Source organism: Microbacterium sp. Se63.02b, assembly GCF_014171575.1.
Taxonomy (GTDB): Bacteria; Actinomycetota; Actinomycetes; order Actinomycetales; family Microbacteriaceae; genus Microbacterium.
Map to the genome: position 1 here is coordinate 1,366,231 of NZ_CP050453.1, position 25,235 is coordinate 1,391,465.

At 69.9% G+C, this 25,235-nt stretch carries 22 protein-coding genes, 1 tRNA gene and 6 pseudogenes; 18 read left to right on the forward strand and 11 right to left on the reverse strand.

Translation table 11 applies throughout. The annotated features are described in order from the left end of the window. Positions 1-19 precede the first annotated feature (19 nt). The 6 genes and pseudogenes from G4G29_RS21585 to G4G29_RS21595 form a co-directional block, all read right to left on the reverse strand. A pseudogene (locus G4G29_RS21585) lies at positions 20-1,495 on the reverse strand (CocE/NonD family hydrolase); the annotation flags it as partial. Positions 1,496-1,646: 151 nt separating this feature from the next. Then, a complete protein-coding gene (locus G4G29_RS06755; RefSeq protein WP_183152252.1) occupies positions 1,647-2,945 on the reverse strand; it encodes an MFS transporter in 1,299 nt (432 codons plus the stop codon). A 138-nt stretch (positions 2,946-3,083) separates the two neighbouring features. Continuing rightward, the gene (locus tag G4G29_RS06760; RefSeq protein WP_183152253.1) at positions 3,084-3,887 is read right to left on the reverse strand and encodes an alpha/beta hydrolase fold domain-containing protein; all 804 of its coding nucleotides are present in this window, start codon (positions 3,885-3,887) and stop codon (positions 3,084-3,086) included. Continuing rightward, a complete protein-coding gene (locus G4G29_RS06765; protein WP_183152254.1) occupies positions 3,854-3,994 on the reverse strand; it encodes a hypothetical protein in 141 nt (46 codons plus the stop codon). The genes G4G29_RS06760 and G4G29_RS06765 overlap by 34 nt, the downstream gene beginning before the upstream one ends. After that, the gene (locus G4G29_RS21590; RefSeq protein ID WP_244632476.1) at positions 3,991-4,440 is read right to left on the reverse strand and encodes an alpha/beta hydrolase fold domain-containing protein; all 450 of its coding nucleotides are present in this window, start codon (positions 4,438-4,440) and stop codon (positions 3,991-3,993) included. Before G4G29_RS21590 ends, G4G29_RS06765 begins: the two co-directional genes overlap by 4 nt. 5 nt (positions 4,441-4,445) lie before the next feature. Further along, positions 4,446-4,766 (reverse strand): alpha/beta hydrolase fold domain-containing protein, encoded by a 321-nt coding sequence (locus G4G29_RS21595; protein WP_244632477.1) that lies wholly within the window; start codon positions 4,764-4,766, stop codon positions 4,446-4,448. Positions 4,767-5,103: 337 nt separating this feature from the next. Between G4G29_RS21595 and G4G29_RS06775 the strand changes: the two genes are divergently transcribed. Next, positions 5,104-6,108, forward strand: coding sequence for a LacI family DNA-binding transcriptional regulator (locus G4G29_RS06775; RefSeq protein ID WP_183152255.1), 1,005 nt, complete (start codon positions 5,104-5,106; stop codon positions 6,106-6,108). On the opposite strand, the gene G4G29_RS06780 is transcribed toward G4G29_RS06775, so the two are convergent. Further along, on the reverse strand, positions 6,089-6,559 hold the full coding sequence (locus G4G29_RS06780) for a DUF4442 domain-containing protein (protein WP_183152256.1): 471 nt from the start codon (positions 6,557-6,559) through the stop codon (positions 6,089-6,091). The genes G4G29_RS06775 and G4G29_RS06780 overlap by 20 nt on opposite strands. 108 nt (positions 6,560-6,667) lie before the next feature. Between G4G29_RS06780 and G4G29_RS06785 the strand changes: the two genes are divergently transcribed. From G4G29_RS06785 to G4G29_RS06835, 12 genes and pseudogenes are all read left to right on the forward strand, one after another. Further along, positions 6,668-7,075 carry a GntR family transcriptional regulator gene (locus G4G29_RS06785; protein WP_183152257.1) on the forward strand — a complete coding sequence of 136 codons (408 nt, stop codon included), beginning with the start codon at positions 6,668-6,670 and terminating at the stop codon, positions 7,073-7,075. Next, positions 7,072-7,467: a DUF1648 domain-containing protein gene (locus G4G29_RS21600; RefSeq protein ID WP_244632478.1), complete on the forward strand. Its 396-nt coding sequence runs from the start codon at positions 7,072-7,074 to the stop codon at positions 7,465-7,467. Before G4G29_RS06785 ends, G4G29_RS21600 begins: the two co-directional genes overlap by 4 nt. Further along, positions 7,439-8,128 (forward strand): hypothetical protein, encoded by a 690-nt coding sequence (locus tag G4G29_RS06790; RefSeq protein WP_244632479.1) that lies wholly within the window; start codon positions 7,439-7,441, stop codon positions 8,126-8,128. Before G4G29_RS21600 ends, G4G29_RS06790 begins: the two co-directional genes overlap by 29 nt. Before the next feature lie 25 nt (positions 8,129-8,153). Continuing rightward, entirely contained in the window at positions 8,154-9,074 is a 921-nt protein-coding gene (locus G4G29_RS06795) for a type II CAAX endopeptidase family protein (protein ID WP_244632480.1), read from the forward strand. A gap of 31 nt (positions 9,075-9,105) precedes the next feature. Next, entirely contained in the window at positions 9,106-9,765 is a 660-nt protein-coding gene (locus G4G29_RS06800; RefSeq protein ID WP_183152259.1) for an O-methyltransferase, read from the forward strand. Between the two features lie 111 nt (positions 9,766-9,876). Then, positions 9,877-11,157: a phosphopyruvate hydratase gene (gene eno, locus G4G29_RS06805; protein ID WP_183152260.1), complete on the forward strand. Its 1,281-nt coding sequence runs from the start codon at positions 9,877-9,879 to the stop codon at positions 11,155-11,157. Positions 11,158-11,236: 79 nt separating this feature from the next. Then, positions 11,237-11,806, forward strand: a complete 570-nt coding sequence (locus tag G4G29_RS06810; protein ID WP_244632481.1) for a septum formation initiator family protein — start codon at positions 11,237-11,239, stop codon at positions 11,804-11,806. A 47-nt stretch (positions 11,807-11,853) separates the two neighbouring features. Continuing rightward, complete coding sequence (locus G4G29_RS06815; protein WP_183152261.1) at positions 11,854-12,396, forward strand: DUF501 domain-containing protein; 543 nt, start codon at positions 11,854-11,856, stop codon at positions 12,394-12,396. Further along, on the forward strand, positions 12,393-13,706 hold the full coding sequence (locus tag G4G29_RS06820) for a S8 family serine peptidase (protein WP_183152262.1): 1,314 nt from the start codon (positions 12,393-12,395) through the stop codon (positions 13,704-13,706). The genes G4G29_RS06815 and G4G29_RS06820 overlap by 4 nt, the downstream gene beginning before the upstream one ends. A gap of 25 nt (positions 13,707-13,731) precedes the next feature. Next, positions 13,732-15,245 (forward strand): annotated as a pseudogene (locus G4G29_RS06825) (FAD-dependent oxidoreductase). Between the two features lie 292 nt (positions 15,246-15,537). Next, entirely contained in the window at positions 15,538-16,320 is a 783-nt protein-coding gene (locus G4G29_RS06830; protein WP_244632482.1) for a cation-transporting ATPase, read from the forward strand. Between the two features lie 112 nt (positions 16,321-16,432). Then, positions 16,433-17,098: a DedA family protein gene (locus tag G4G29_RS06835; protein ID WP_183152263.1), complete on the forward strand. Its 666-nt coding sequence runs from the start codon at positions 16,433-16,435 to the stop codon at positions 17,096-17,098. Positions 17,099-17,142: 44 nt separating this feature from the next. Here G4G29_RS06835 and G4G29_RS06840 read toward each other — a convergent pair. Further along, positions 17,143-17,215 (reverse strand) — tRNA-Leu (locus G4G29_RS06840). An 87-nt stretch (positions 17,216-17,302) separates the two neighbouring features. Between G4G29_RS06840 and G4G29_RS06845 the strand changes: the two are divergent. The 3 genes and pseudogenes from G4G29_RS06845 to G4G29_RS06855 all read left to right on the forward strand — a co-directional run bounded on the left by G4G29_RS06845 (position 17,303) and on the right by G4G29_RS06855 (position 20,516). Beyond that, positions 17,303-18,547, forward strand: a pseudogene (locus tag G4G29_RS06845) (alanine racemase). Beyond that, entirely contained in the window at positions 18,544-19,857 is a 1,314-nt protein-coding gene (locus G4G29_RS06850; RefSeq protein ID WP_183152264.1) for a D-arabinono-1,4-lactone oxidase, read from the forward strand. The pseudogene G4G29_RS06845 and the gene G4G29_RS06850 overlap by 4 nt, the downstream one beginning before the upstream one ends. A gap of 92 nt (positions 19,858-19,949) precedes the next feature. Then, positions 19,950-20,516, forward strand: a complete 567-nt coding sequence (locus G4G29_RS06855) for a LemA family protein (protein ID WP_029262976.1) — start codon at positions 19,950-19,952, stop codon at positions 20,514-20,516. 12 nt (positions 20,517-20,528) lie between these two features. Here the strand turns inward: G4G29_RS06855 and G4G29_RS06860 are convergent, their stop codons facing one another. The 3 genes and pseudogenes from G4G29_RS06860 to G4G29_RS23910 form a co-directional block, all read right to left on the reverse strand. Further along, entirely contained in the window at positions 20,529-21,440 is a 912-nt protein-coding gene (locus tag G4G29_RS06860; protein WP_183152265.1) for a hypothetical protein, read from the reverse strand. After that, a pseudogene (locus G4G29_RS21605) lies at positions 21,437-22,189 on the reverse strand (crosslink repair DNA glycosylase YcaQ family protein); the annotation flags it as partial. The pseudogene G4G29_RS21605 and the gene G4G29_RS06860, both read right to left, overlap by 4 nt. A gap of 101 nt (positions 22,190-22,290) precedes the next feature. Beyond that, a pseudogene (locus G4G29_RS23910) lies at positions 22,291-22,758 on the reverse strand (crosslink repair DNA glycosylase YcaQ family protein); the annotation flags it as partial. 24 nt (positions 22,759-22,782) lie between these two features. Between G4G29_RS23910 and G4G29_RS06870 the strand changes: the two are divergent. Together G4G29_RS06870 and ilvA are read left to right on the forward strand one after the other, a co-directional pair. After that, positions 22,783-23,978: pseudogene (locus tag G4G29_RS06870) on the forward strand (AI-2E family transporter). Then, a complete protein-coding gene (gene ilvA, locus G4G29_RS06875; RefSeq protein ID WP_244632483.1) occupies positions 23,975-25,204 on the forward strand; it encodes a threonine ammonia-lyase in 1,230 nt (409 codons plus the stop codon). Before G4G29_RS06870 ends, ilvA begins: the two are co-directional and overlap by 4 nt. Positions 25,205-25,235 lie beyond the last annotated feature (31 nt).

The window sequence follows — 25,235 nt, forward strand, 5'->3', positions numbered from 1 at the left end:
TCCCTTGTGCCGGCAGAGCGAGGAGCGCCGGGGTCGAGCCGCCCACGTGCAGGATCTGATCGCTGGGGATCAGTCGCGAATGGTCCCTGACCGGATCGTCCGTCCCGGAATTGCGCAGATGCAGAGGATGCGCACCGGAGGACACCTGCACGCGCATGCGCGACCCGGCGGCGAAGCGGTGGGCGAGCGGGGCGAGTTCGAGCGTCACCCGACCAGCGTCGTGGGAGCGTGTGTCGTCGGCGTCGTTTCCGGCCGCTTCCGGGGAGAGCCGTCGATATCCGTCGGTGAGTGCCCGCGAGACGCCTCGAGAATCGACTTCGCACAGCCGCACGAACAGGTCCGCCCGGGGGTTCGTCGATGCGAAGGACAGTGTGATCTCCGGTGCTCCGATGACCACGAGGTCGTCCGGGAGGGGGGCGCCGGTGAAGACGAGCACGTCCCGGCGGCGTTCGCGGGCGCGCTGTCTGCGACGTCCTGCAGAGAACGGATTGAGGGTTCTACCGCCGGCATCCGGTGTCGGATCCGCGGGGTCATAGCGATAGGTGGCGGCGGCGGCGGGGCTTTCGGCGCCGCTGAGGTCGAGTCTGCCGTCTGCCGTGAGCGCGGCGGTGACCGTGGCGTGCGGCGGGGGCCAGCTGTTCAGCTCCTGCCACCCGCCTCCGCCGGTCACCTCGAGGTGCACGCCTTCCGTGCGAGCGTCCGGTGTGAACGACCGCAGCGCCTCGCGGACGCCGATCACGGTGATCTCCGGTGCTCCGTGGACCCAGTCGCCGATGATCAGGCGCACCGGGCGTCCGGCATCGCGGAGTGCGGCATGATCGGCGAGCTGACCGACCAGGAACAGGTCCTGCCACCCGGCGACCAGGGTGACGGGCGGGACGGTGTCGATGTCCTGCGCGAAGTGCATCGGGTTCCACCAGGGGTCGCCCTGGTCGCTGTGCTCGACCCAGTCGCGGAAGAACTGCGGGTCGGCGCCGCGCGCCACCCGCACTGCGTCCGCGGGTGGTATCGCGAGCGCGCCGCGTCGAAACCCGCGGCGGGCACGCAGCAGCGCCCGGGCCTTCGCCGGCAGGGACCGTTCCTGCATGTCGAGGACGTAGGCCCACGTGAGCGGAGTGTCGATCGAGAATCCGCCGCCCGGGTACAGGATCGCGTCGTCGAAGCAGCGTGCCGAGATCGCGATGCCCATCGCGTCGGGGCGGTCGGCGCCGTCGCAGTATGCCCACTGGGTCACGCCGAAGTAGCTGCCGCCCCAGGAGTGCACGCGCCCGGCCGCCCACGACTGTGCGCGCAGCCACCGCATCGTCGCCTGTCCGTCGTCGACCTCGTCGTGGAGCGGATCGAAGCTCCCGCCCGACCCGAACGTCCCGCGACAGCTCTGCACCACCACGTGGTGTCCGCGTTCTGCGAGGAACAGGGCGACCCCGGCGATGCCGTCTCGCCCATAGGGGTGCGGATCAGCACCGTGTGCTCGCCGGCACCCTCGGCATGCCAGTGGTCGGTGAGAAGCGAGGTGCCGTCGTCCGCGGCGACCGGGATGTCGGGTGTCCTGATGACGCTCCGGTGCGTCGGCTCAGGCATGTCCGCGGCTCGGGTCAGGCGCCGGTACTCGCGGCGGGCCGCGCCGCTGAGGCGGGGAGCATCGGTCATCGCACACCTTTCACTCTGGTGACCGCGAATGCGGCGATCACCGCCATCGCGACGGCGCCGACGTAGAGCGCCCCGAAGTTCTCACCTGTCGGTGAGCCTATGCGCGTCGCGAAGAATCCGAAGGCGGGCACGAGGATGCCGGGCAGCAGATAGGCGAGGGCCACGATCCCGAGGTCCTTGCCCGCGTCTTCGACGGAGGGGAGGCACTCCGTCATCAAGGCGACATCAGCCGCGATGTAGGCGCCCTGTCCGGCCCCGACGACAGCGATCCCGACGAGGAAGAACGCGATGTCGCCGAACGAGATCGCCAGGACCAGTCCGCCCGCGCTCGCGAGAGCGCCGATGATGACACTCGGTTTGCGACGCCCCGTCCGATCAGAGATCACGCCGAAGACGAAAGCCATTACGAGGTTCATCAGGGTGAACGCCGCCGTCGCCTGCGTCTGCACCGCGGCGATCGCCGTCGGGTCGTCGATGCCGAAGCGTCCGGAGATCGTGAGGTAGAGGTAGCTCGTGACCGACACGATCGATGCCGTCATGAAGAAGCGGCATACCCACGCCCAGGCGAAGTCGGGGTAGCGGCGCGGGCTCAGCCAGAAGGTCGCCAGCACGCCGCTCCAGTCCATCGGTTCGGCGGGCCCCAGCCGACGGATGTCCTTCAGCGTGAAGAACAACGTGATCGCCAGGAGGACGGAGAGGGCCCCGGGGATCAGGAACATGCCGATCTGGCCCGCCGGGGCGACGATGCCCGCGAGGGAGACACCTCCCAGGATTCCGATCGCGGTGGCGGCGCCGGTGACGGCCGACATGATGGCACGGATGCTTCGACGGATCTGGTCGGCGAACAGCGTGTGGACGGTCATCGACACCGCTCCCCAGCCCACGAGGACGAGGATCGTGCCGACACCGAGCAGGAGGAGCGAGGGGGCGGTGGCCTGTACCGCGTATCCCGCGAGGGCGATCAGCGATCCGGAGAGGATCCAGGGGCGGCGGATGCCGAGCCGCGACATCGAGCGGTCGCTGAGGCGCCCGAAGATGGGTGTCGTGACGAGGATGGCGGCGCCGCCGAATGTCAGGATGATGCTGAGGTTGCCTGTCGCCTGACCAGGGTCCCACTCCTTGAGCAGCTGGGGGACCGCCACGCTGGCGACGCCTTGGGCGATGCCGGATCCGAGCCATCCCAGGACGAAGCAGATCCAGAACCATCGGCTCTGGCGTCGGCCGGGAATCGCGTCCGCAGTGGGCGGCGGCGTGGGGTCCGCGGGGAAGACAGGGTCGACTGCGTGGGTGGACATCATCGTCTCCTGGTCTCGGTCGGGGTGGGGCTGGTCATGCGCGAACTCCGACGATGCTCGTCGGGTTCGGCGCTCGCGCGGCGCGTCCGGTAGGCGTCGGCGAGCTCGGCGACGAAGACGTCACGCCACCGCCGCGCACTATCCCAGCGGGCGGTGAGACCGGGGGGACGCGTGATCGTGGCCGCGACCGATGCGCAGCACGACGGGGACGCCCGCTCGCCGCAGGGTGTCGGCGTAGGCGGTGGCGCCGTCCCTGAGGGGATCGAACTCGGCGGCGAGGATGAGTGCGGGAGCGAGCCCTCGGTGTTCGGGGGCGTCCAACGGCGACGCCTCGGCGAGCGGAGCCCCGGCGCGATAGGTGTCGGCGAGCCGTTCGACGCTCTCCTTCTCCGCGGGAAGCAGAAGGCGACCCATCGACGCGCCGACGATCCGCAGTGCCGCCGGCAGCACCTCGAGGGTCTGATGATGCAGCGGTGCGCCGATGTCGCGCTGGCGCAGCGCCGTCGTCGCGGCGATCGTCGCCCCGGCGGAATTGCCGCCGATGCCGAGTCGCTCCGCATCGACCCCGAGACCGTCGGCGCGCTCGCGCAGGTCGGCCAGCGCCGCGACGGCGTCGTCGACCGGAGCCGGGAACGGGTGCTCGGGCGCGAGCCGGTACTCGAGCGCGATGATCTGGACACCGGAGCGCAGTGCGCGGTCTGCGCAGAGGCGGTCGTTGAGGAGCTCGTCGATCGTGCCGCCCGTCCAGCCGCCGCCGTGCAGCCAGACGATCGTGGGAAGCGCGCCGATCACGGATGCGGGGCGGAAACGACGGGCTCGCAGCGGACCCCCTCCGCCGGCGATCGTGAGGTCGTCGATCTCCACGCCCGCGGGGACCGGTTCGGTGAACTCGACGGCGAGGAGATCGCTCAGCTCGCGCTGCGCCCGACGGCGCGCACCCATCTCGGGGAGTCCAGGTCGGGGAGAGTCGCGGAGTGTTCGCGGATGCGCTGGATCCACTCCTGGATCTCCGGACTCATCGGCGGTCGGCCCTGGTCATGGTCGCTCATGCCCTGGAACCTTCGTGCAGGGTGCGCAGTTCGGAGACGACGATGCGGTGCGCGGCGTCCGCGGCGGGCACGAACCCGGTCGAGCCCAGAGATCCGTGGGTCTGACCGATGAAGCGCATCGCGGTCACCGGTACACCCGCGGCGGAGAGCGCCCGCGCATAGGCCTCCCCGTCGCCGCGCAGGGGGTCGAGCTCGGAGGTGAGGATCACTGCGGGCGGGAGACCCTCGTGCGATGCGGCCAGCAGCGGCGAGGCGTACGGTCGGCGGGCGGTCGCGGAGTCGTCGCCGAGGTACTGCCGCACCAGCGTGCGGCCGGCGGCGCGCACGATGACCCCGGGCATCCTCGCGTCGATGCCGCTCATGTCCGCGTGTCCCATCGTGAGATCGAGGGCGGGGTTCTCCAGCAGCTGCAGTGCGATCGGGTGGGCGGAGCGATCCCTGTTCATGAGCGTCACGGCGGCGGCGAGGTCGCCCCCGAGGACGCTCCGCCCACGGCGATCCGGTTGCGCGAGGCTCCGAGCTGCTCCGCATGGGCGCGAGTCCATTCGAACGCCGACCAGCACTGCTCCGGCTGAGTGGGGAATCTCCGCTCCGGCGCGTGCGCATAGTCGGCCGCGACGATCACGATGCCCGCATCCCGTGCTCTGCTCCGGAGGCGGGCATCCCAGGAGACCCAGTCGATCCCGGCGATCGTGAATCCGCCGCCGTAGAAGTACACCAGCACGGGCAGGCCGCTCCCCGACGGTGTGCGCTCCGCACCGGGCCAGTACACCCGGACGCGCGCACATCGGGGTGCCCGTCGACCGCGACGATGTGCTCCTCGGACGCCGTGGGCAGAGGCGTGATCCCGAGTGCCGCGCTGACGGCGTCGTCGTTCCTCGCGGCGACCCGACGTCGCCCCGCCGGGTCACCGGGTTCCTCGTCGAGCAGCGGAGCGACCCGCTCCTCCCACGCCGCCACCGCGTTGTCGAGCGCGGGGCGCCGGAATCGGGTTCGTGCTGTCGGCATCGCATCTCCTTCGATGTGTTCCTCGCCGGCGGGTACCCCGCCTCCGACTTCCGCCCTAGTCTTGGCAATCGAAGAACTTCGATGAAGAAGGAAGTCAGAGCATGCGCGCACGACCGGGACGGGTCACCATCTACGACGTCGCTCAGCGGGCGGGAGTGAGCATCTCCACCGTGTCGCTGGCGGTGAGTGCTCCGCATCGGGTGCGACCGGAGACCCGCGAGCGCATCGTCGCCGCGGCCACAGCGCTCGGGTATCGCATGACGCAGGGGCGGCGCGTGGGAGCGGCCCGTGTCGCGGTCGCCGCCCCGTTCACCACGTATCCGTCGTATCTGCGCCGCCTGTCCGGAATGCTCCGTCGGGCCAGGGATGCCGCGGTCGACATCATCCCGTACGACCTCGATTCGGCCGCGGCGGCGGATGAGCCGCTGCTCGACGTGCTGCCGACGCGCACGGATGTCACCGGTCTCGTGGTGATGGGTGTTCCGCTCGGCGGAGCTGCGCGGCGGGCGAGCAGAGCGGCACGCATCCCGGTCGTCTACGTCGACGTCGTGCCGACGCGTTCCGACGTCGGTGGCCCCGTCGTCCTCGTCGACGACCGCGACGGCGGGGCTCAGATCGGCCGCCACCTCGTCGGGCTGGGGCATCGCCGTGTCCTCTTCGTACACGAGCCGCAGCGCTCGCCGGCGTACGTGTCGGCGGGGATGCTCAGGGTCGAGGGGCTGACGCAGCACCTGGCCATGACCGATCTGGCGGTCGCCGATCCGTCCGCGGTCGACGGGCGGGTGATCGCCGCGGCCAGGGCGGCCGGAGCGACGGCGATCGTTGCGAACCACGACCAGTTCGCCGTCGCGGTGCTGGCAGCACTGCGCGCCGACCACGGAACCGCCCCGCTCGCCGTGGTCGGCTACGACGACGGCGAGGTCGCAGCAGCACTCGATCTCACGACCGTCAGGCAGCCGTTCGAGGAGAGCGGACGCGCGGCACTCGAGCTCGTTCTCGGCCTGGTGTCGGGAGCGACGACCGCGCACGGGACGATGCGGCTCGCCCCTGCTCTGGTCGCGAGGGCGTCCACGCTCGCGCCCGTGGTCAGCTCCGGGCTGCGGTGACCCGCTTCTTCTCGCGGATGTACACCTCGCGACGCACCTTCGCGACCACGTCGCCCTCGCGGTCGGTGATGACCGTCTCGAACCACTCCAGCACCTTCGCTCCGCCGCGCGCGCGCTCGCGGATCTCGTCCGCCTTCTCCTTCGACACCTCGAACTCCGCCGTCAGCACGCCGCGCCCCGGCTTGAGGAACTCGATCTCGCCGCGGGTGTCCCACACGACGTGATCTCGCCCGAGCTGATGCATCACGAGCATGAAGAAGTACGGGTCGGTCATGGCCGACATCGATCCGCCGAACGCGGTCTTGACGTAGTTGCGGGTGAACACGTTGACGTGCAGTTCGACCGCGGCGTGTGTCCAGTCCTCACTGAAGCGGCGCACCCGGATGCCGCTGAAGAGGTTGGGAATCCACAGGCTCATGCCGATCGCGAGACGACGGGGAGTGATGCGCATGAGGTCAGTGTGGACGATCGGGCCGAGGGAGACGAAGACGTGTGGAGGGTTGCCACAGTTGTTCTAGTTCATATAGAATAAGTAGCGATTCCCTGAGAGGAGGATCGGATGCTCATCCGCGTCGACCCCGACAGCCCGCGCGCACTCTTCGACCAAGTCGCGGCGTCCGTCCGCTCCGATATCCTCGCCGGCATCCTCGCGCCGGGCGATCGACTGCCGGCCGCGCGCGACGTCGCGGAAGCGCTGGACATCAACCAGCACACGGTGCTCCACGCCTATCAGCGACTGCGCGACGAGGGCCTCGTGGACCTGCGCAGAGGCAGGGGAGCAGTCATCGCCGCGACCGCCGCACCCCTCGCTGAACTCGCGCACGAGATCGATCTCCTGGTGCGACGTGCGGCAGCCCTCGGCGTCTCCGCAGACACGCTCGCCGGCATCGTTCACGCGCACCGCGATGTGTCCGCACCCCGACCCGCCCCCATGAAGCCCGAGAGCCGCGAGGAGGACTCGCCATGACTACGCACGACCTCACCCGAACCCCGCCTCGGCTCCTGCGACGCGCACGTCTGACCTTCCTGATCGTGGCGGTCGTCGTCCCGGTCGTGATCACCGCGGTCGCGCTCCTGGTGCTGATCTCGTGGCTGCCGGGACTGCCGGAGCAGGTCGCGACGCACTGGGGCGTGAACGGGGCCGACGGCTTCGGCCCGCCGTCGACCTATGTCTGGCTCCTGATCGGCGTCGGACTCGTGCTGCCGCTGCTGATGGCCGTCACCACTCGCGTCGGTCGGCGCCCACTGGGGCGGCGCGGCCCGACTGATGGGTGCGCTTGCGGCCGGGATGGCCGTCTTCGCGGCGGTCATGTGCCTCGGATCCCTCGCCATGCAGCGCGACCTGACAGACCCCTCTGACGTGCCGGGCATCGGCGGGATCATGGCGCTCTGCTTCGCGGCGCTGGTCGTGGTGAGCGCCGTCGCGTGGATCGTCCAACCGCGCGTCCGCGCAGAACAGGGGCGCACCCTCGAGCCCCGGCACAGCGTCGCGGTCGCGCAGGGCGAGCGCGTCGTCTGGGTGGGGACCACATCCATGCCCCGCGGACCACTGGTCTTCCTCGTCCTCGTGCAGCTGGGCCTCGTGGCGCTCGCCGCCTTCATGTTGATCGCCGGGGTCGAGGGGGCCTGGATCGTCGTCCTGGTCGTGATCTTCGTGGCTTTCGCGCTCCTGGCGACCTCGTCGTTCCGTGTGCGCGTCACCCCGGAGGGCTTCGCGGCGCGGTCGCTGCTGGGATGGCCGCGGATCCGCATCCCGCTCGCCGAGGTCGAATCCGCCCGTGCGGTCGAGATCTCGCCGTTCGGGGAGTTCGGCGGTTGGGGTTGGCGCATCTCGGTCGACGGCAGGAACGGGATCGTCATGCGACGCGGGTCCGCGATCGAGGTGTCGCGTCGTGACCGTCGGCCGTTTATCGCCACGATCGACGGCGCGGAGGAGGCGGCCGCGCTGCTGCAGGCCTATGTGGACGGCACGAGAACCCCGGGCACGAAGCCCGACCAGACGAGAGAGGCGAAGCAGTGAACGACTCGACCCCCAGACCAGACGCGTGCCGTGGCCCGCGGTGATCGTCTTCGTGATCGTGGCCTGCGCCCTGGCGTGGGTCGTGGCTCTGCCGCTGTGGCTCGGTGACGGTCTCGCCGAGCCGGCCGCCGTCGTGCTGCTGCCGGTCATCATGTTCACCCCGGCGGTCGCGGTGCTCGTCGTCACCTTCCTGATGAGGGTTCCCGCCCGCGGGGAGCGCGCACGGTTCCTCGGAGTGTGGCCGCTGCGCCCGGCCAAGCGCGTCATCTGGCTGATGGTGGCGGGCTGGCTCGTGCCGCCGGTGATCGTCGTCGCGAGCGTGCTCGTCGCCGCCGGCCTCGGCTTCGTGCAGCTGGACTTCGCGTTCTCCGCGTTCGCGGCCGAGATCGAGAAGGCCCTCCCCGCCGGTGCGCCGCTGCCTCCGATGGGCCTGCTCGTGTTCGCGCAGTTCGCGATGATCCCTCTCGGGGCGTTGTTCAACAGCGTCTTCGCCTTCGGTGAGGAGATCGGCTGGCGCGGATGGCTGGTGCCGGCGCTCCGACCGCTCGGCACCTGGCCGGCCCTGATCCTGAGCGGCGTCATCTGGGGGTTCTGGCACAGCCCGATCATCCTGCTCGGGTACAACTTCGGTCGCACCGACATCTCGGGAGTGCTGTTCATGATCGGCGGATGCGTGGCGTGGGGCATCCTGCTCGGTTGGCTGCGCCTGCGGTCGGCGTCAGTGTGGCCCGCCGTGCTGGCGCATGGAGCGCTCAACGCCGCTGCCGGCCTCGTCGTGGTCGTCGCGGCCACGCAACCCGACATGGCGCTGGCCGGGCCTCTCGGCGTCGCGGCATGGATCGTGATCGCCGTGGTCACGCTCGTCCTGGTGCTGACCGGACAGTTCCGCACGCAGCCCGAGCTCGCCGACGCGCAGGGGCGTCTGCTCTCGCCGCCGCGGTCTTGACGGGCCGGGGCGGCGGGGGTTGGCTGAGGTCATGGATTCCTCTCCTGCAGCCTGGTCCCTGACCGACTCGTTCCTCGCCGACACGCTCGTCGGTCCTGATGCCCCACTCGAGGCGGCGCTCGCCGCACAGCGTGCTGCCGGTCTGCCCGCGATCGAAGTCGCGCCCGTGGCGGGAAAGCTCCTCAACCTGCTGGTGCGCATCAGCGGCGCGCGCCGCGTGCTCGAGATCGGCACGCTCGGCGGCTACTCCACGATCTGGCTCGCGCGTGCTGTCGGTCCGGAAGGGCGGGTGGTGACGGTCGAGGCAGAGTCCGACAATGCGATGCTCGCGCGCGCGAGCATCGATGCCGCGGGTGTGGGCGACCGCGTGGACATCCGGATCGGGCGCGGCGCGGAGGTGCTGCCCACACTCGTCGGCGGCTTCGATCTGGTGTTCATCGACGCCGACAAGGAATCCAACACCATCTACCTCGACTGGGCGGCGAAGCTCGGCCACCCCGGCACCGTGATCGTGCTGGACAACATCGGGCGCGACGGTGAGATCGTCCGTGACGACACCGCCGACTCCAAGGTGATCGGCACGCGGGAGGGACTCCGGATGCTGGGGGAGGACCCGCGGTTCGACGCCACGGCGTTGCAGACCGTGGGTGCGAAGGGGTGGGACGGCTTCGCGATAGCTGTCGTCGTCTGACCGACGTCGTCCCGTCCGGCGCCTCTCTGAAGCCGTCGGACGGCGGGCTAGACTGGGCGCGGATCGACGACGCTCCACACCACGTTTTCCCCCTGAGCAAGGAGCACATCAGTGGCACTGATCGAGGCTGTAGGCGCACGCGAGATTCTCGACTCGCGCGGTAACCCGACCGTCGAGGTGGAGGTCCTCCTCGACGACGGCATCGTGCAGCGGGCCGCCGTCCCGTCCGGGGCATCCACCGGCGCGTTCGAGGCGTACGAGCTCCGCGACGGCGACAAGAGCCGCTACGGAGGAAAGGGTGTGCTCAAGGCCGTCGAGGCCATCATCGACGAGCTGGGCCCGGCGATCGAGGGCGTCGAGGCGAGCGAGCAGCGCATCGTCGACGAGATCCTGATCGAGGTCGACGGCACCGACAACAAGAAGCGCGTCGGCGCCAACGCCATCCTCGGCGTCAGCCTCGCGGTCGCCAAGGCCGCCGCCGACTCGGCCGACCTGCCGCTGTTCCGCTACCTGGGCGGCCCGAACGCGCACGTGCTGCCCGTTCCGCTGTTCAACGTCATCAACGGCGGCGAGCACGCCGACAACGGCATCGACATGCAGGAGTTCTTCCTGGCTCCGATCGGCGCCGAGACGTACTCCGAGGCCCTGCGCTGGGGCGTCGAGACCTACCACGTGCTGCGTGCCGAGCTGAAGGCCGCCGGCTACGCGACCGGTCTCGGCGACGAGGGCGGCTTCGCCCCCGACCTGCCCAGCAACCGCGAGGGTCTGGACTTCCTGGTGAAGGCGATCGAGAAGGCCGGCTTCACGCCGGGCACCGACATCGCCCTCGGCCTCGACGTCGCGGCGACCGAGTTCTTCACGGACGGCGTGTACCGCCTCGACAACAAGGACTGGGACGCCGCCGCGCTCACCGAGTACTACGTCGGCCTGGTCAACGACTTCCCGATCGTCACGATCGAAGACGCGCTCGCCGAGGACGACTGGGACAACTGGAAGCACCTCACCGACGCTCTGGGCTCCAAGGTCCAGCTGGTCGGCGACGACCTGTTCGTCACCAACCCGCAGCGCCTCGCCGACGGGATCGAGCGCGGCGTCGCCAACTCGCTGCTCGTGAAGGTCAACCAGATCGGCACGCTCACCGAGACGTTCGACGCGGTCAGCCTCGCGCAGCGCTCCGGCTACACGGCGATGCTCTCGCACCGCTCGGGCGAGACCGAGGACACCACGATCGCCGACCTGGTGGTCGCCACGAACGCGGGTCAGATCAAGGCGGGTGCGCCTGCGCGCAGCGAGCGCGTCGCGAAGTACAATCAGCTTCTGCGCATCGAGGAGGAGCTGGGTGATGCCGCGGTCTTCGCGGGTCGTTCGGCGTTCCCGCGCTACCGGGCCTGAGCGCCGCTGAGACACACGATGAACCGCCGGCGCGGATGCGGGAAACCCCGCCGCGCAGCGGTCTGACGAAGGAGGAGCCGTGGCACGACGACCGGCTCCTCCTTCGCCGTCTCCGGCGCCGAAGGGGCAGCGGCCCGTGGGGTCGACGACCCCGAAGGCGTCTTCGACGACCAGATCTGCCGCGAAGCCGTCCCGCGCGCGTGGCGGCGCGAGTGCCAGGGTCGATGTACGGGAATGGACAGCGGGCATCCGCCTGTCCGCGTTCTCCGTGATCATGCTCTCCCTGGTGGTCCTCGGCGCCTGGGTGCTGGTCCCGACGCTCGGCACCTTCATCGATCAGCGACAGAAGATCGCGGCGCTCGAGGCCTCGGTGCAGGTGAGCGAAGCGGAGATCGCGGCGCTCGTCTCCGAACGAGAGCGCTGGAACGACCCGGCGTACATCACGACCCAGGCCCGCGAGCGTCTCTACTACGTCAAACCCGGCGAGGTCGTCTACCTGATCGACAACGACCTCGATCCCTCGGCTCTGCCGCGCGAGCAGGAGCCCGTCAGCGACACACTCGAGGAGAAGCCCTCCGACTGGATGCCGCAGCTGCTGAAGACCCTCGTCTCGACGGGGCTGAGCGGCACGGCTGCCGTCGCTCCCTGACGACCGGCTCGGAGCATCCTCCCGGGCGGCTCCCCTACGCTGGAGGGGTGACCACGCCGCCGTTCCCCGCCCCCACGCCCGCCGAGCTCGCTGTCGTATCGGCCCAGCTCGGTCGTCCCGCTCGCGGCGTCGTCGGCATCGCGGCCCGGTGCACCTGCGGCAACCCGACAGTGGTCGCGACGACTCCGCGCCTTCCGGACGGCACGCCGTTCCCGACGTTCTATTACCTGACGCATCCTGCGGCCACGGCTGCGATGTCGACTCTGGAAGCCACGCAGGTGATGCCGGAGCTCGCGGCGCTCCTCACCGACGACGAGGACGTGGCTGCGGCCTACCTCGCCGCCCATGAGGCGTATCTCGCCGACCGGGCGCAGTTCGGTGACGTCTCCGAGATCGACGGCATCTCGGCAGGAGGCATGCCCACGCGCGTGAAGTGCCTGCATGCGCTGGCAGGACATGCGCTCGCCGCGGGGCCCGGCGTGAACCCGATCGGCGACGCTGCCCTGGCGCGGTCGTCCTGGTCGCCGATGGTCTGCCGGTGCGAAGACCCCGGTGCGGCGACGCGTGATGAGTCGGCGCCCTCGGCATGACCGCGCGTCGGACGCTGCGCAGCGCTGCCGCCATGGTGGTGGTGGCAGCGTCCGTCGCGCTCCTCGGCGCGTCGGCGACGCCGCCGCCGATCCCGGATGATCCGGCGGATCCGACGCGCGCGGCGGAGTACTGGCTCGACGGCGCGAGGATCCGGGAGGCGTGGCAGACCACGCGCGGAGAAGGCGTCACGATCGCGGTGATCGACACGGGTATCGGCAAGGTGCCCGGGGTGTTCGGCGATGCGGTGGTCGGCGGCACCGATGTGTCCGGAGCCGGCACACCGGACGGCCGCACGCCGCTCGGCGCGATCGACGGGAACCACGGATCGTGGGTGGCCTCGCTCGCCGCAGGCCGTGGCGCAGCGGACGGCACCGGCATGATCGGGGTGGCTCCGGAGGCCGATCTGCTGTCGATCTCGGTCGGATTCGGCGCCGCCGCAGCCGTACCCTTCACGGAGCAGGTCGCCAAGGGCATGCGCTGGGCCGTCGACAACGGCGCCGACATCATCAATCTCTCGTTCACGACGAACACGCTCGACTGGGACGAGAGCTGGGACGACGCGTTCCTCTATGCGTTCGAGCACGACGTCGTGGTGGTGGTCGCGGCGGGGAACCGCGGGAGCGGCACGAACATCATCGGCGCGCCCGCGACGATCCCCGGGGTGCTCACGGTGGGCGGCGTCGACCAGACGGGCACCGCGAGCGTCGAGGCGTCCACCCAGGGCATCACGATCGGGATCTCGGCACCCAGCGAGGGACTGCTCGGCGTCTCCGCCGACGGCGAGGTCGCGAGATGGCGCGGCACCAGCGGAGCTGCTCCGATCGTCGCGGGCGTCGCGGCTCTGATCCGCTCCGCCCACCCCGACATCAAGGCGATCGACGTCATCAACCGCATCATCAAGACGGCGATCCCGGTGCCGGACGCGATCAAGCCCCAGGACCCGCTCTACGGGTACGGACTCGTCGACGCGGCAGCCGCGATCTCCGCCGACGTCGCACCCGTGAGCGTCAACCCGATGGGGGACCTGGCCGAGTGGATCCGATTCTTCCGTCGAGCGGATGCGGAGCCCGAGCCGGAGCCGGTGCCCACGACGACGCCGGTCGCCGTGCCGCCTCTTCCGGCGGCCGACGCGCCGAGCGAGCCCGGTTCCCCGTTGCTTCCCAGCGCGGATTCACTGCGCTACGGTACCCTGCCGCTCATCGCGCTCACTCTGCCTGGTATCCTGATAGCGCTTGGCGTCACCGCAGCTGCCCGGCGCATCCGATCGGCGCGCGTTCCCGTACGCCAAATTCCCGACTCCGAGGAGTAGTTCTTCTGTGCCTCAGAACAGCACTGTGCCCAAGATCCTGATCGTCGGCGGAGGGTACGCAGGTTTCTACACCGCGTGGAAGCTCGAGAAGCACCTGCGCAAGGGCGAGGCCGACGTCACCATGGTCGACCCGCTGCCCTACATGACGTACCAGCCGTTCCTCCCCGAGGTCGCCGCCGGTTCCATCGAGGCCAGGCACTCGGTGGTCGCGCACCGCCGTCACCTCAAGCGCACCAACGTCATCACCGCCAAGGTGACGAACATCAACCATGCGCAGAAGGTCGCCACGATCACACCCCCGGTGGGTGACTCGTATGAGTTCGCGTACGACCAGATCGTCGTCACCGCCGGCGCCGTCTCCCGCACCTTCCCCATCCCGGGCATCGCCGACAACGCGATCGGGCTGAAGACGATCGAGGAGGCCGTCGCGATCCGCGACAAGGTCATGTCGAACTTCGACAAGGCGGCGTCGCTGCCTGCCGGCCCCGAGCGCGACCGTCTGCTCTCCGTCGTCGTCGTCGGCGGCGGATTCGCGGGTATCGAGGTGTTCGCCGAGTTGCGCTCGCTCGCCTCCTCCCTCGTCGGCAAGTACCCGCAGCTGAGCTTCGAGGACACGCACTTCCACCTCATCGAGGCGATGGGCCGCATCATGCCCGAGGTGTCGCTGAAGACCAGCGAGTGGGTCCTCAAGGACCTGGCGAAGCGCGGCGCCAACGTGCACCTCGACACCCAGGTCACGGGTGCCATCGACGGCAACGTCGAGCTCTCCACCGGCGAGGTCATCCCGACCGACGTCATCGTCTGGACGGCCGGGGTCATGGCCAACCCGACCGTCGTGCGCGGCGGTGACCTCCCCGTCGAGGAGCGCGGCCGCATCCAGACCCGTGCAGACCTCCGCGTCGGCACCCCGAGGAGTTCGTCGAAGGCGCCTGGGCGGCCGGTGACGTCTCGGCTGTCCCCGACCTCTCGGGTGGTGGCGTCGGCGGCTTCTGCGTGCCGAACGCCCAGCACGCCGTTCGTCAGGCGAAACTCCTCGCGAAGAACCTCGTGGCCGTCCTCCGTGGCGAGAACCCCAAGGAGTACTTCCACAAGAACCTCGGCGCCGTCGCGGGTCTCGGCCTGTACAACGGCGTCTTCCAGTCCGGCAAGATCGCCCTCAAGGGCTTCGTCGCCTGGGTCGCGCACCGCGGCTACCACGGTCTCGCGATGCCGACGTGGGAGCGCAAGTTCCGCGTCATCTGGGGCTGGTGGAACAACCTGTGGCTCGGTCGCGACCTGGTGAACCTCGAGACGGTGCAGAACCCGCGCTACGTCTTCGAGGAGTTCGCCGCTCGTCCCCGTCCGGCCGCGCCGGCGACGCCCGCTGCGGATGCTGCTCCGGCCACGAAGGCAGAGCCTGTCGCGAAGAAGCCTGCGGCGAAGGCTGCGCCTGCGGCTGCGGCCGAGGACGTCGCGAAGAAGCCCGTCGCGAAGAAGCCTGCGGCGAAGAAGGCTTCCGCCTCGAAGGCCGCTGAGCCCGCGGAGGCTGCTGCCAAGTAGTCGTCCACGACGCACCTCGAGATCGGCCCCGGAGCGCACTGCGCCCGGGGCCGATCGTCGTTCCGGCGGCGCGTCTCCGAGGCGACGCACAGGTGGGATCGGTAACGTCACCGGTGCAAGGGGAGTATTCCCGTCTGCAGCGTCGTCGTCATTACGAGCATGAGAACGTGCTCCGGCCCGCTGGCCCGCGAGGGTGGAAGAGACCTGGCACCCGCACTGCGGGTCGCCGAGAAACCCCTGCCGTCGTCCTGGCGCCATGGATCCCGGTGGCTCGCCCCACGAAAGGGACACCATGGGAAAGCTCTCCCGCCTGATGGGCATCGCCTCCGACGCACTCGAGAAGAGCTCCGGGCGCGGCTCGCACTCGTCGGACGGAGCCCGGTCGACGGACTGGAGCGGGATGCTCCGCGGCGCCGTCGATGCCGTCCGTGGGCAGGGCGAGCCGTCCGATCGGCGACCTCCGGCGTCAAGCGACCCGTATGCGCCACCCGCCGCACCGGGGGAGCGGTCGCGCTCCACGTACACGGCAGCGCCTGTCGCCGACGGGTATGCGCCTCCGGCACCAGGGACGTCACGGAACGCGCAGACCGCGACCGACGTCGACCGGGCGGCGATCGCCCGCTACGACTACCTGCTTCGGACGGCGGATCCGCAGCGCGTCGAGCAGATCCACCGCGAGGCGTTCGCGCGCCTGACTCCGGAACAGCGCGCGCTCGTCGAAGCCCGCATGCGGCAGGAGTTCGAGCCGGGCGAGCGTCCGCGGTCCTCGTCGCCGGATGACCTGGCCCGTGCCGCCGGGCGCGCAGAGGCCATGAAGCCCGGCCGGATGCGTGGTCTGCTGTCGCGGGCACGGGGCGCAGGTGCCGGGGGTGCTGCGGTCGCCGCCGGTGGCGCGGCCGTCGGAATGCTCGGAGTCGTGGCCGGGGAGCAGTCCTCAGCAGCGTCGCAGGACCTCTGCTGGAGCAGGCGGCGAACATCGGCGTCGACTTCGGCGCGCTGGCGGAGGGCGTCGACGTCGAGTCGTTGGCCGCCGGCATCGATGTCGAGTCGCTCGCGGGCGGGGCCGGGGATCTGATGGGATCAGCCGGGAAGCGGTGTCGGGAATCGGCGATGCGGCGAGCGGGTGGGGTGAGCGGCTCGGCGACCTCGGGATACCCGGGCTCGGCGACATCTTCGGGCGCTGATCGATGAGCCTCGCCAGCACCGCCGACCACGGGTTCACGGGCCTCACCGGCTTCGCCGCCGACGTCCTGACCGCCCTCGGCGATGTCGGGGTCGGCGTCCTCGTGTTCCTCGAGGTTCTGATCCCACCCATCCCGAGCGAGGTCGTCCTGCCGTTCGCGGGGTACCTGAGCCAGAGCGGAGATCTGCACCTCGGCTGGCTGATCTTCTGGAGCACCCTTGCCTCCTGGCTCGGGGCCCTGCTGCTCTACGGCCTCGGAGCGGCGATCGGTATGAAGAGGGCGGTGCGGCTGCTGGCCGCGACACGACTGGTGAGTCGGTCCGACTTGGAGCGGGGGTCCGACTGGTTCGTCCGCAGCGGCGGCTGGACGGTGCTCGTCGGGCGCATGGTGCCAGGGGTGCGCAGCCTCATCTCGATCCCGGCCGGCGCATCCCGCATGAACCTGATCACCTTCAGCGTGTATACGGTCATCGGCAGCGGTGCGTGGAACACGCTGCTCATCGGCGTCGGGGCGGCTCTGGGCACACAGCACGAACAGCTGGAGCACTACCTCGGCTATCTCGACTACGTCGTGTACACGGCGATCGCCGTCGCACTCGTGGTCCTGGTCGTGCGACGCGTGCGGGAGGCGGCGGGCGCGAAGAAGGCTCTCACCGAGCAGGAGGACTGAGGGACCGGGGCGACTTGGCGCCGTGTCTCGCCGCCTCCACCGGGTGCCCCCGCTGGGACTCGAACCCAGACTGAAGCGATTTTAAGTCGCCTGCCTCTGCCATTGGGCTACGGGGGCCGCGCCGCCAGCCTATCGCCGCGCTGCAGGTGCGACCCGGTGCCGCGGGACGTGATCCGGAATACGAGGAGGCCTTAGGGTGGGGGAGTGCTCGACCTCATCGATGAACTGAGCCCCGTCCACGGTGCGTCCTCTGTTGCTCCCGAGTGGGAGGACCCGGCTCGCTACTGGCCGCGCCTCTCGGCCGCCACCGGGCACCTGCCTGCGCCCGTCGCGGTGATCGACCGCGACGCCCTCCGTTACAACGCCATGGACCTCCTGGTCCGTGCAGGCGGTCTCCCCATCCGCGTGGCATCGAAGTCGGTGCGTGTCCGTGCCGTGCTCGATGCGGTGCTGAAGCTCCCGGGATTCCGCGGGATCCTCGCGTTCACGCTCGAAGAGGCACTCTGGCTCGCAGAGACGCACGACGACATCGTGATCGGGTACCCGACCGTGGACCGGGCGAGCCTCGAGCGGTTGTTCGCCGACGAACAGGCGGCGCAGCGCATCACCCTGATGGTCGACGACCTCGTGCACCTCGACCTGATCGACAGCGTCGCCGGTCCGTCGGCACGCCCCGAGATCCGTGTCGCGATCGACGTGGACGCCTCGTGGCGCTCGTCCCTCCTCGGGCACATCGGCGTGCGTCGATCAGCGCTCTTCAGCCCGGGGAGGTCGCGGCCTTCGCCAGGAAGGTCGTCGCGCGACCGGGATTCCGCCTCGTCGGTCTGCAGATGTACGACGCGCAGATCGCGGGGCAGGGCGACGATGCCGGCGCGGACGCCCCGCTGATCCGCATGGTGCAGGCGCGATCGCGGAACGAGTTGCGCGATCGGCGGGCGCACATCGTCGGGGCGGTCACCGCGATCGCGCCGATGGAGTTCCTCAACGGCGGCGGCACGGGGTCGCTCGAGTTCACGGGCAGCGACGAGTCGCTCACCGAGGCGAGCGCCGGCAGCGGTCTTCTGGGCGGGCACCTCTTCGACGGATACCGTTCGTTCCGCCCGGCTCCGGCCTCCGCTTTCGCCTTCGATGTCGTGCGACGCCCGGCGGTCGACATCGCCACGGTGCTCGGTGGAGGGTGGATCGCGTCCGGCCCCCGGTCGCTTCCCGTCAGCCCCTGCCGGTCTGGCCCGCGGGGCTGCGGACGCTCCCGCGCGAAGCGGCGGGCGAGGTGCAGACCCCGCTGCAGGGTCCCGCGGCCACGTCGCTCGGCGTGGGGATCGTGTCTGGTTCCGACACGCCAAGAGCGGCGAGCCCGCGGAGCGGATCGACCGGTATCACCTGGTATCGGGGGAGCAGGTCATCGACGAACTCCCGACGTATCGCGGCGAGGGAAAGGCGTTCCTGTGACGAGAATCGGCGGCTCCTGGCAGAACTGGGGCCGATCCGCCTCGGTTCGTCCGGTGCGTGTGGAGCGTCCGCGGAGTCCCGAGGGGGTGCAGCGGGCCGTGATCGCAGCGGTCAAGCACGGCCTCACCGTGAAGGCCGTCGGCGCGGGGCACAGCTTCACGGGAATCGCGGTCGCGCCCGGGGTCCTGCTCGAGCTCGACGACCTGCAGGGCCTCGTCTCGGCGGATGCCGCCACAGGGCGTGTGACACTGCTCGCCGGTACGCGGCTGCATCGCATCCCGGGGCTGCTGGCGCCCTACGGACTCGCGATGGAGAACCTCGGCGACATCGACCGGCAGTCCATCTCCGGCGCGATCTCGACCGGTACCCACGGCACCGGGGCGGCGTTCGGCGGCCTGGCGACCCAGGTGGTCGGGGTGACGATGGTCACGGCCGCCGGGGAGTTCCTCCGCATCGACGACGAACACGAGAGCGGGCTGCTTCCGGCAGTGGCTCTCGGACTCGGCGCACTCGGCATCATCGTCGAGGTGACTCTGCAGTGCGTACCCGCCTTCGTGATGCACGCGATCGACGAACCGGCGCCGTTGGACGACGTGCTCGAGACGCTCGACGAGCGCGTCGCCGGAGCCGACCATTTCGAGTTCTACTGGTTCCCGCACACCGACGTCGCTCTGACGAAGCGTCAGACGCGTCTGCCGGAGTCGACCGTGCGTCGGCCGCTTCCGGTCATCGGGCGCTGGATCGATGAGACGTTGCTGTCCAACGGCGTGTACCGCGCGGTGTGCGCTGCCGGGCAGGTCGCTCCGGCGATCACACCGCCCTTCAGCCGTCTCGCGGTGAAGCTCACCGGGGATCGCGAGTACACCGAGCGTTCGCACCGCGTGCTCATCCAGAGCAGGACGGTGCGCTTCCGTGAGATGGAGTATGCGCTCCCGGTCGAGAACGTCGTGCCCGCCTTCCAGGCGGTCCGCGCCCTCATCGCCCGCCGCGGATGGCGGATCGAGTTCCCGATCGAGGTGCGTTTCGCGGCCGAAGACGACCGTTGGTTGTCGACCGCCTACGGGCGCGCGAGCGCGTACATCGCCGTGCACCGCTATTGGCGCGCGGACCCGACCGAGTACTTCGGCGCCGTGGAGGAGATCATGCTCGAGTTCGGCGGACGCCCGCACTGGGGCAAACTCCACACGCTGACGGAGGAGACGCTGCGCGATCGCTATCCGCGGTTCGGGGACTTCGTCGCATTGCGCGACCGCCTCGATCCCGACCGGCGATTCGCGAACCGCTATCTCGAGCGGGTCCTCGGCTCGTGATCCGAGAGGGCACGATACCCGTCGCGCGCGCCCAGTCCACGTGCAGGGTGCGCGTCTAGGATGAGAGAAACACGAGGAAGGGTGGGCCTCTGATGGAATGGCTCGTGCCGGTACTGATCGTTGTCGGAGTGATCCTGCTCGCCGGCATCTATCTGTGGGCCACGTACAACTCGCTGGTGCAGCTGAAGGTGCGCGTCGACGAGGCGTGGAGCGGCATCACCGTGCAGCTCAAGCGACGGGCCGACCTCATCCCGAACCTCATCGAGACGGTCAAGGGCTACGCCTCCCATGAGAAGGCCGTGTTCGAGAACGTGACCCGTGCACGGGCCGAGACGCTGTCGGCAGGCGGTCCGGGGGAGGCGGGCATCGCGGAAGGGCACCTCCAGCAGGCCCTGCGCAGTCTTTTCGCGGTCGCCGAGGCGTACCCGCAGCTTCAGGCGAGCACGAACTTCCTCCAGGTGCAGCAGGCTCTGGTCGACACGGAAGACAAGATCCAGGCCGCGCGCCGGTTCTACAACGGTGGTGTGCGCGAGCTCAACACAAAGATCAAGGTCTTTCCGAACAACCTCTTCGCCAAGGGCCTCGGCTTCACTGAGCGCGAGTTCTTCGAGGTCGCCGACAGCAGCGCGATCTCCGAGCCTCCGCGGGTGCAGTTCTGACGCGACGCGCTCTCACCACGAGGTGAGGACCAGGTCGTCATCCGTGAAGGACACGTCTCCGCGCACGCTCCACGACGTCGTCCGATACGTCGTGCTTCGTTCCGCGTCGTCCTGACCGGTCCCGCTCACCGTGGCGACCAGCACACCCCCGACCGCATCGAAGCCGTCGTCTGACAGTGTGAGCACGGGTAGCTGCTCCACGCGATAACGGATCTCGGAGACCGACCGGAACTCCGTCCCCCAGGGGATCCGTATGCCGCAGCCCTCCGGCATCGTCTCGGCCGGCTCCGTGCAGGCGGCGAGCTGTGCGTCGAGCGTCTTCTGCGCCGCCGTCGTGGCCTCGAGACGCAGCGTGCTCTCGACGTCGACCTCCGCGGATCCGCCGGGCAGCGCGACCACCGTCCCCCGTCCATCGAGCAGTCGTGATGGTGCAGCCGCGACCTCATAGGCCGCGGGCAGGAGAAGCGTTTCTTCGCCCACCGGAACCGTCTGGTCGCCGATGGTCACGAACGAGCCGATCCTCGCCGTGGCCGTCACGGCGCCCATTCCGGAGGCGTCCACAATCCAACGTCCGCTCGCGGGCACGAGGGTCAGCGCGGCGGCGTGCTCGTCTCCACCCAGTCGGAACGTGATCTCGGCGGTCACGCGCTGTCCGGGCGCGCCGTCGGCCTCGCTGACCGACGTCACCGCGGCATCCTCGATGTGAGCGCTCGCGTGAGCGAACGCATCGAGCGCCGTCGGGGATGCGTCGACGCCCGTGTCCTCCACGGCGGAGGGATCCCCTGATTCGAGAGCGTGCAGATAGCCCAGGGCGGCTTCCTGCGGCGTCGGTGAGCGCGTGGCCGCGAACCAGATCCCCGCACCGGCCGCGATCGCCGCGACACCCGCCGCAGCCCCGATCAGCGCCCACCGACGTCGACTCATGGGGCGGTCTCCCGCGCGTGCAGGTGTCGGTGCACGGAGGTGGTGGCGTGTGCCGTCAGAGCCGCATGCAGCGCCGCCGTCGCATCGCCCCAGCCGGAGACCGACACATGTTCGAGGCCCTGCCATGCCGCAGCGAGGGCGAGCTCGCTCGCGATGGCCTCGGCGTCGCCGGGACGCGCCTGCGGCTCCCACCATGCGGACTGCACCTGCAACGTCGCGGTCGCGCGGTCGGCCTTGAGATCGACGCGTGCCGCGATCCTGTCTCCCACCAGCACCGGGAGCGAGTAATAGCCGTACTTGCGCTTCTCGGCGGGCACGTAGATCTCGATGCGATAGTCGAGGTCGAACACCCGGAGTGCGCGGTCGCGGAACCAGACCACCGGATCGAACGGGGTCAGGACGGCGGCCGTCCCGACCCTCCGGGGAAGGACCGCTTCGTGGTGCCGCCAGGCGGCGAGCGGACGGCCGCCACGCTCCCAGCCACGCACGTGCACGGGGTGGAGCTCGCCTGCATCGACGAGATCGGCGATCGACCGGGCGACCGCCGCTCTGTCGCGGATCCGGTAGTAGTCGGCCAGGTCGGCTTGCGTTGCGACGCCGCTCGAGCGGGCCGCGCGGCGGGTCAACTCCCGGATCGCATCCGCGCGGGAGATCTCCTTCGAGCGGATGCCCTCGGGGATGACCTGCTCGGCGAGCGCATACGTCCGTTCGAAACCCTTGCGTCCGCTGACGGCGACATCGCCGGTCCGCCAGAGGTGCTCGAGTGCGAGCTTGACCTCGTCCCAGTCCCACCAGGTTCCGCGCTCTCGGGGACATCGACGCGGAGGTCAGCCGGCCGCAGCGGACCCCGGGCGCGCAGTTCGTCCTGCACCCACTGCACCGTCCGAGCGTTGGTGCTCATCCACGAGTCCGCGTCGGTCCACTTCCGCCGGAAGTCGTCCATGCGGAACCGCCACAGCGGCCAGTCGGCGACCGGGATGAACGTCGCTTCGTGAGCGAGGTACTCGACGTAGTGCGTGGTGCGGGAGAGGAAGACCCGGTCGAGGAGCGCCGGCTCGTACGCGCCCAACCGCGAGAAGAGCGGCAGGTAGTGCGAACGGGCGAACACGTTGACGGAATCGATCTGGAGCACCCCGAGGCGGTCCATCACCCGGTGGACGTGACGTGCGGTGACAGTCGAGGGGCGGGCGCGCGTGAAACCCTGAGCGGCCAGCGCGATGCGGCGCGCCTGAGTCGAGCTGAGGGTGTCGGTCACGTCGCCAGGGTATCTCCGGCCGCCGACATCGTCATGTTCGATGAAGGATGCGTCGAACGGCATACGGCTTGACCGTAGACTTGGGCGATGAGCGAGGACCAGCGACCCCGGCTGCGAGATCTCTTCCGTCCGCGCCCGGTCTCCACCGACCGCACCGTGACGACCGAGGCCGACGAGGCAGTGCCTCTGCCGCTGCGGATAACGGCGGGCTATGCCTGGCGCCTGCTCCTGATAGCGGCGGCGATCGGCGTCTTCATCTGGCTGGTCATGCTGCTGAAGCTCCTGGTCATCCCGCTGATGGTCGGCATCCTGATCACCGCCCTCCTGTGGCCCGCGTTCTCCTGGATGCTGCGGCGCGGGTTCCCGCGTTGGCTGGCGATCGCGATCTCCTGATCGGCACGGCGGCGATCGTCACCGGGCTGATGTGGCTCGTGGTCTGGCAGGTGCGCGCGCAGCTGCCCGATGTCCAGGCGCGCTCGACCGAGGCCTTCGACCAGTTCCAGGTGTGGTTGCACGAGGGGCCGCTGAGCCTCTCCGACACGCAGATCGCCGATTACGTGCAACAGGGGCTCGACTTCCTCACCGAGCAGACGCAGGCGCTCTGGACCGGCGCTCTGGCCATCGGGACGACCGTCGGCCACGTCGCCACCGGCGCGCTGCTGTCGCTGTTCATCCTCATCTGCCTCCTGGCCGACGGCGCCGGCATCTGGCGCTGGACCGTCAAGATCTTCCCGCGCAAGGCGCGGCCGGCTGTCGACGGCGCCGCCCGCAACGGGTGGACCACGATCGTGAACTACGCGCGGACACAGCTCTTCGTCGCGACCATCGACGCGATCGGCATCGGGCTCGGGGCCTTCCTCCTGCAGGTGCCCCTCGCGCTCCCGGTCGCCGTCTTGGTCTTCCTCGGCTCCTTCATCCCGATCGTGGGTGCCGTGGTCACCGGAGCCGTGGCGGTGTTCCTCGCGCTCGTCTACAACGGTCCCTGGATCGCCCTGTGGATGCTCGTCGTCGTGCTGGCGGTCCAGCAGATCGAGGGGCACATCCTGCAGCCGATCATGATGGGCTCCGCCGTCAAGGTCCATCCTCTCGCCGTCGTCCTCGTGGTCGCCGGTGGAGCGATGATCGCCGGCATCCCCGGCGCCCTCTTCGCCGTTCCGTTGGCGGCCTTCGTCAACGTCGCGGCCGTGACCATCAGCTCGGGGTCGTGGCGCACGGGCGCCGGTCCGAGCGGCGACCTTATCTGGAGCACAGTTCCGCGCGAGCGGAGACGGAGGAATCGATGAGCGCAGTCCCCAGCCTGACCGAGTTCGAGCACGCTGCTCAGAGTCTGGCTGAGGTGATCTCGCACACGCCGACGCTGCCGTCGCGAGCCCTCTCCGACATCCACGGCGGACCCGTCGTGTTGAAGATGGAGAACCTTCAGCGCACAGGCTCCTTCAAGATCCGCGGCGCGGCCTACCGGCTCTCGCGTCTGAGCGCCGAGGAGCGGTCGCGGGGTGTGGTCGCGGCGTCGGCAGGAAACCACGCTCAGGGAGTCGCCCTCGCGGCACAGGCGCTCGGCATCCCCGCCACGATCTTCATGCCGCTCGGCGTCCCGGTCCCCAAGCTCCCTCGCCACCCGCGGGTACGGGGCCGAGGTGGTGCTGGAGGGGAGACGGTCGCGACCTCGCTCCGTCTCGCCGCCGAGTTCGCCGACCGCACGGGCGCGGTGCTGATCCACCCGTTCGACCACCGCGATGTCGTGATCGGTCAGGGAACCCTCGGACTCGAACTGCTGGAGGACGCCCCCGACGTCGACACGGTGGTGTTGGGTATCGGCGGTGGCGGGCTCATCGCCGGTGTCGCCGCAGCGGTCAAGGCGCGAGCCGCCGAACTCGGGCGCACGGTCCGGATCATCGGAGTCCAGGCCGAGAACGCCGCGGCGGTGCCTCCGTCGCTGGCGGCCGGTGAGCCTGTCGACATCGTCACGCGTCCGACGATCGCCGACGGCATCCTGGTCGCGCGCCCCGGCGACATCCCGTTCGACATCATCAAGGATCTCGTCGACGAGGTCGTCACGGTCTCCGACGACGATCTGGCGCGCGCGATCCTCATCCTGCTGGAGCAGGCGAAGGTCGTGGTGGAGCCGGCGGGCGCGGCAGGGGTCGCGGCGATCCTCGCCGGCAAGGTGTCGGGGCCGGGGACCACGATGGCCGTCCTGTCGGGCGGGAACATCGATCCGCTGCTGCTGCAGCGCGTGGTCTCGCACGGCCTCGCGGCCTCGGGCAGATATCTCACCATCCGGATCCCGCTGCCCGACCGCCCCGGGCAGCTCGCCCGCGTCTCCGAACTCATCGCCGAGGCCGGCGCGAACGTGATCGAGGCCATGCACACGCGGCACGGCCACGGGCTCCAGATCAGTGACGTCATCCTCGAACTCAGCGTCGAGACACGTGGTCCCGAGCACTCCGAGCACACGCTCGACACGCTGCGTCGGGCCGGTTTCGAGCCCATCCTCGTCCCGGACTGAATCTCAGCGCCGCACGTGAAAGCGCCCCCTC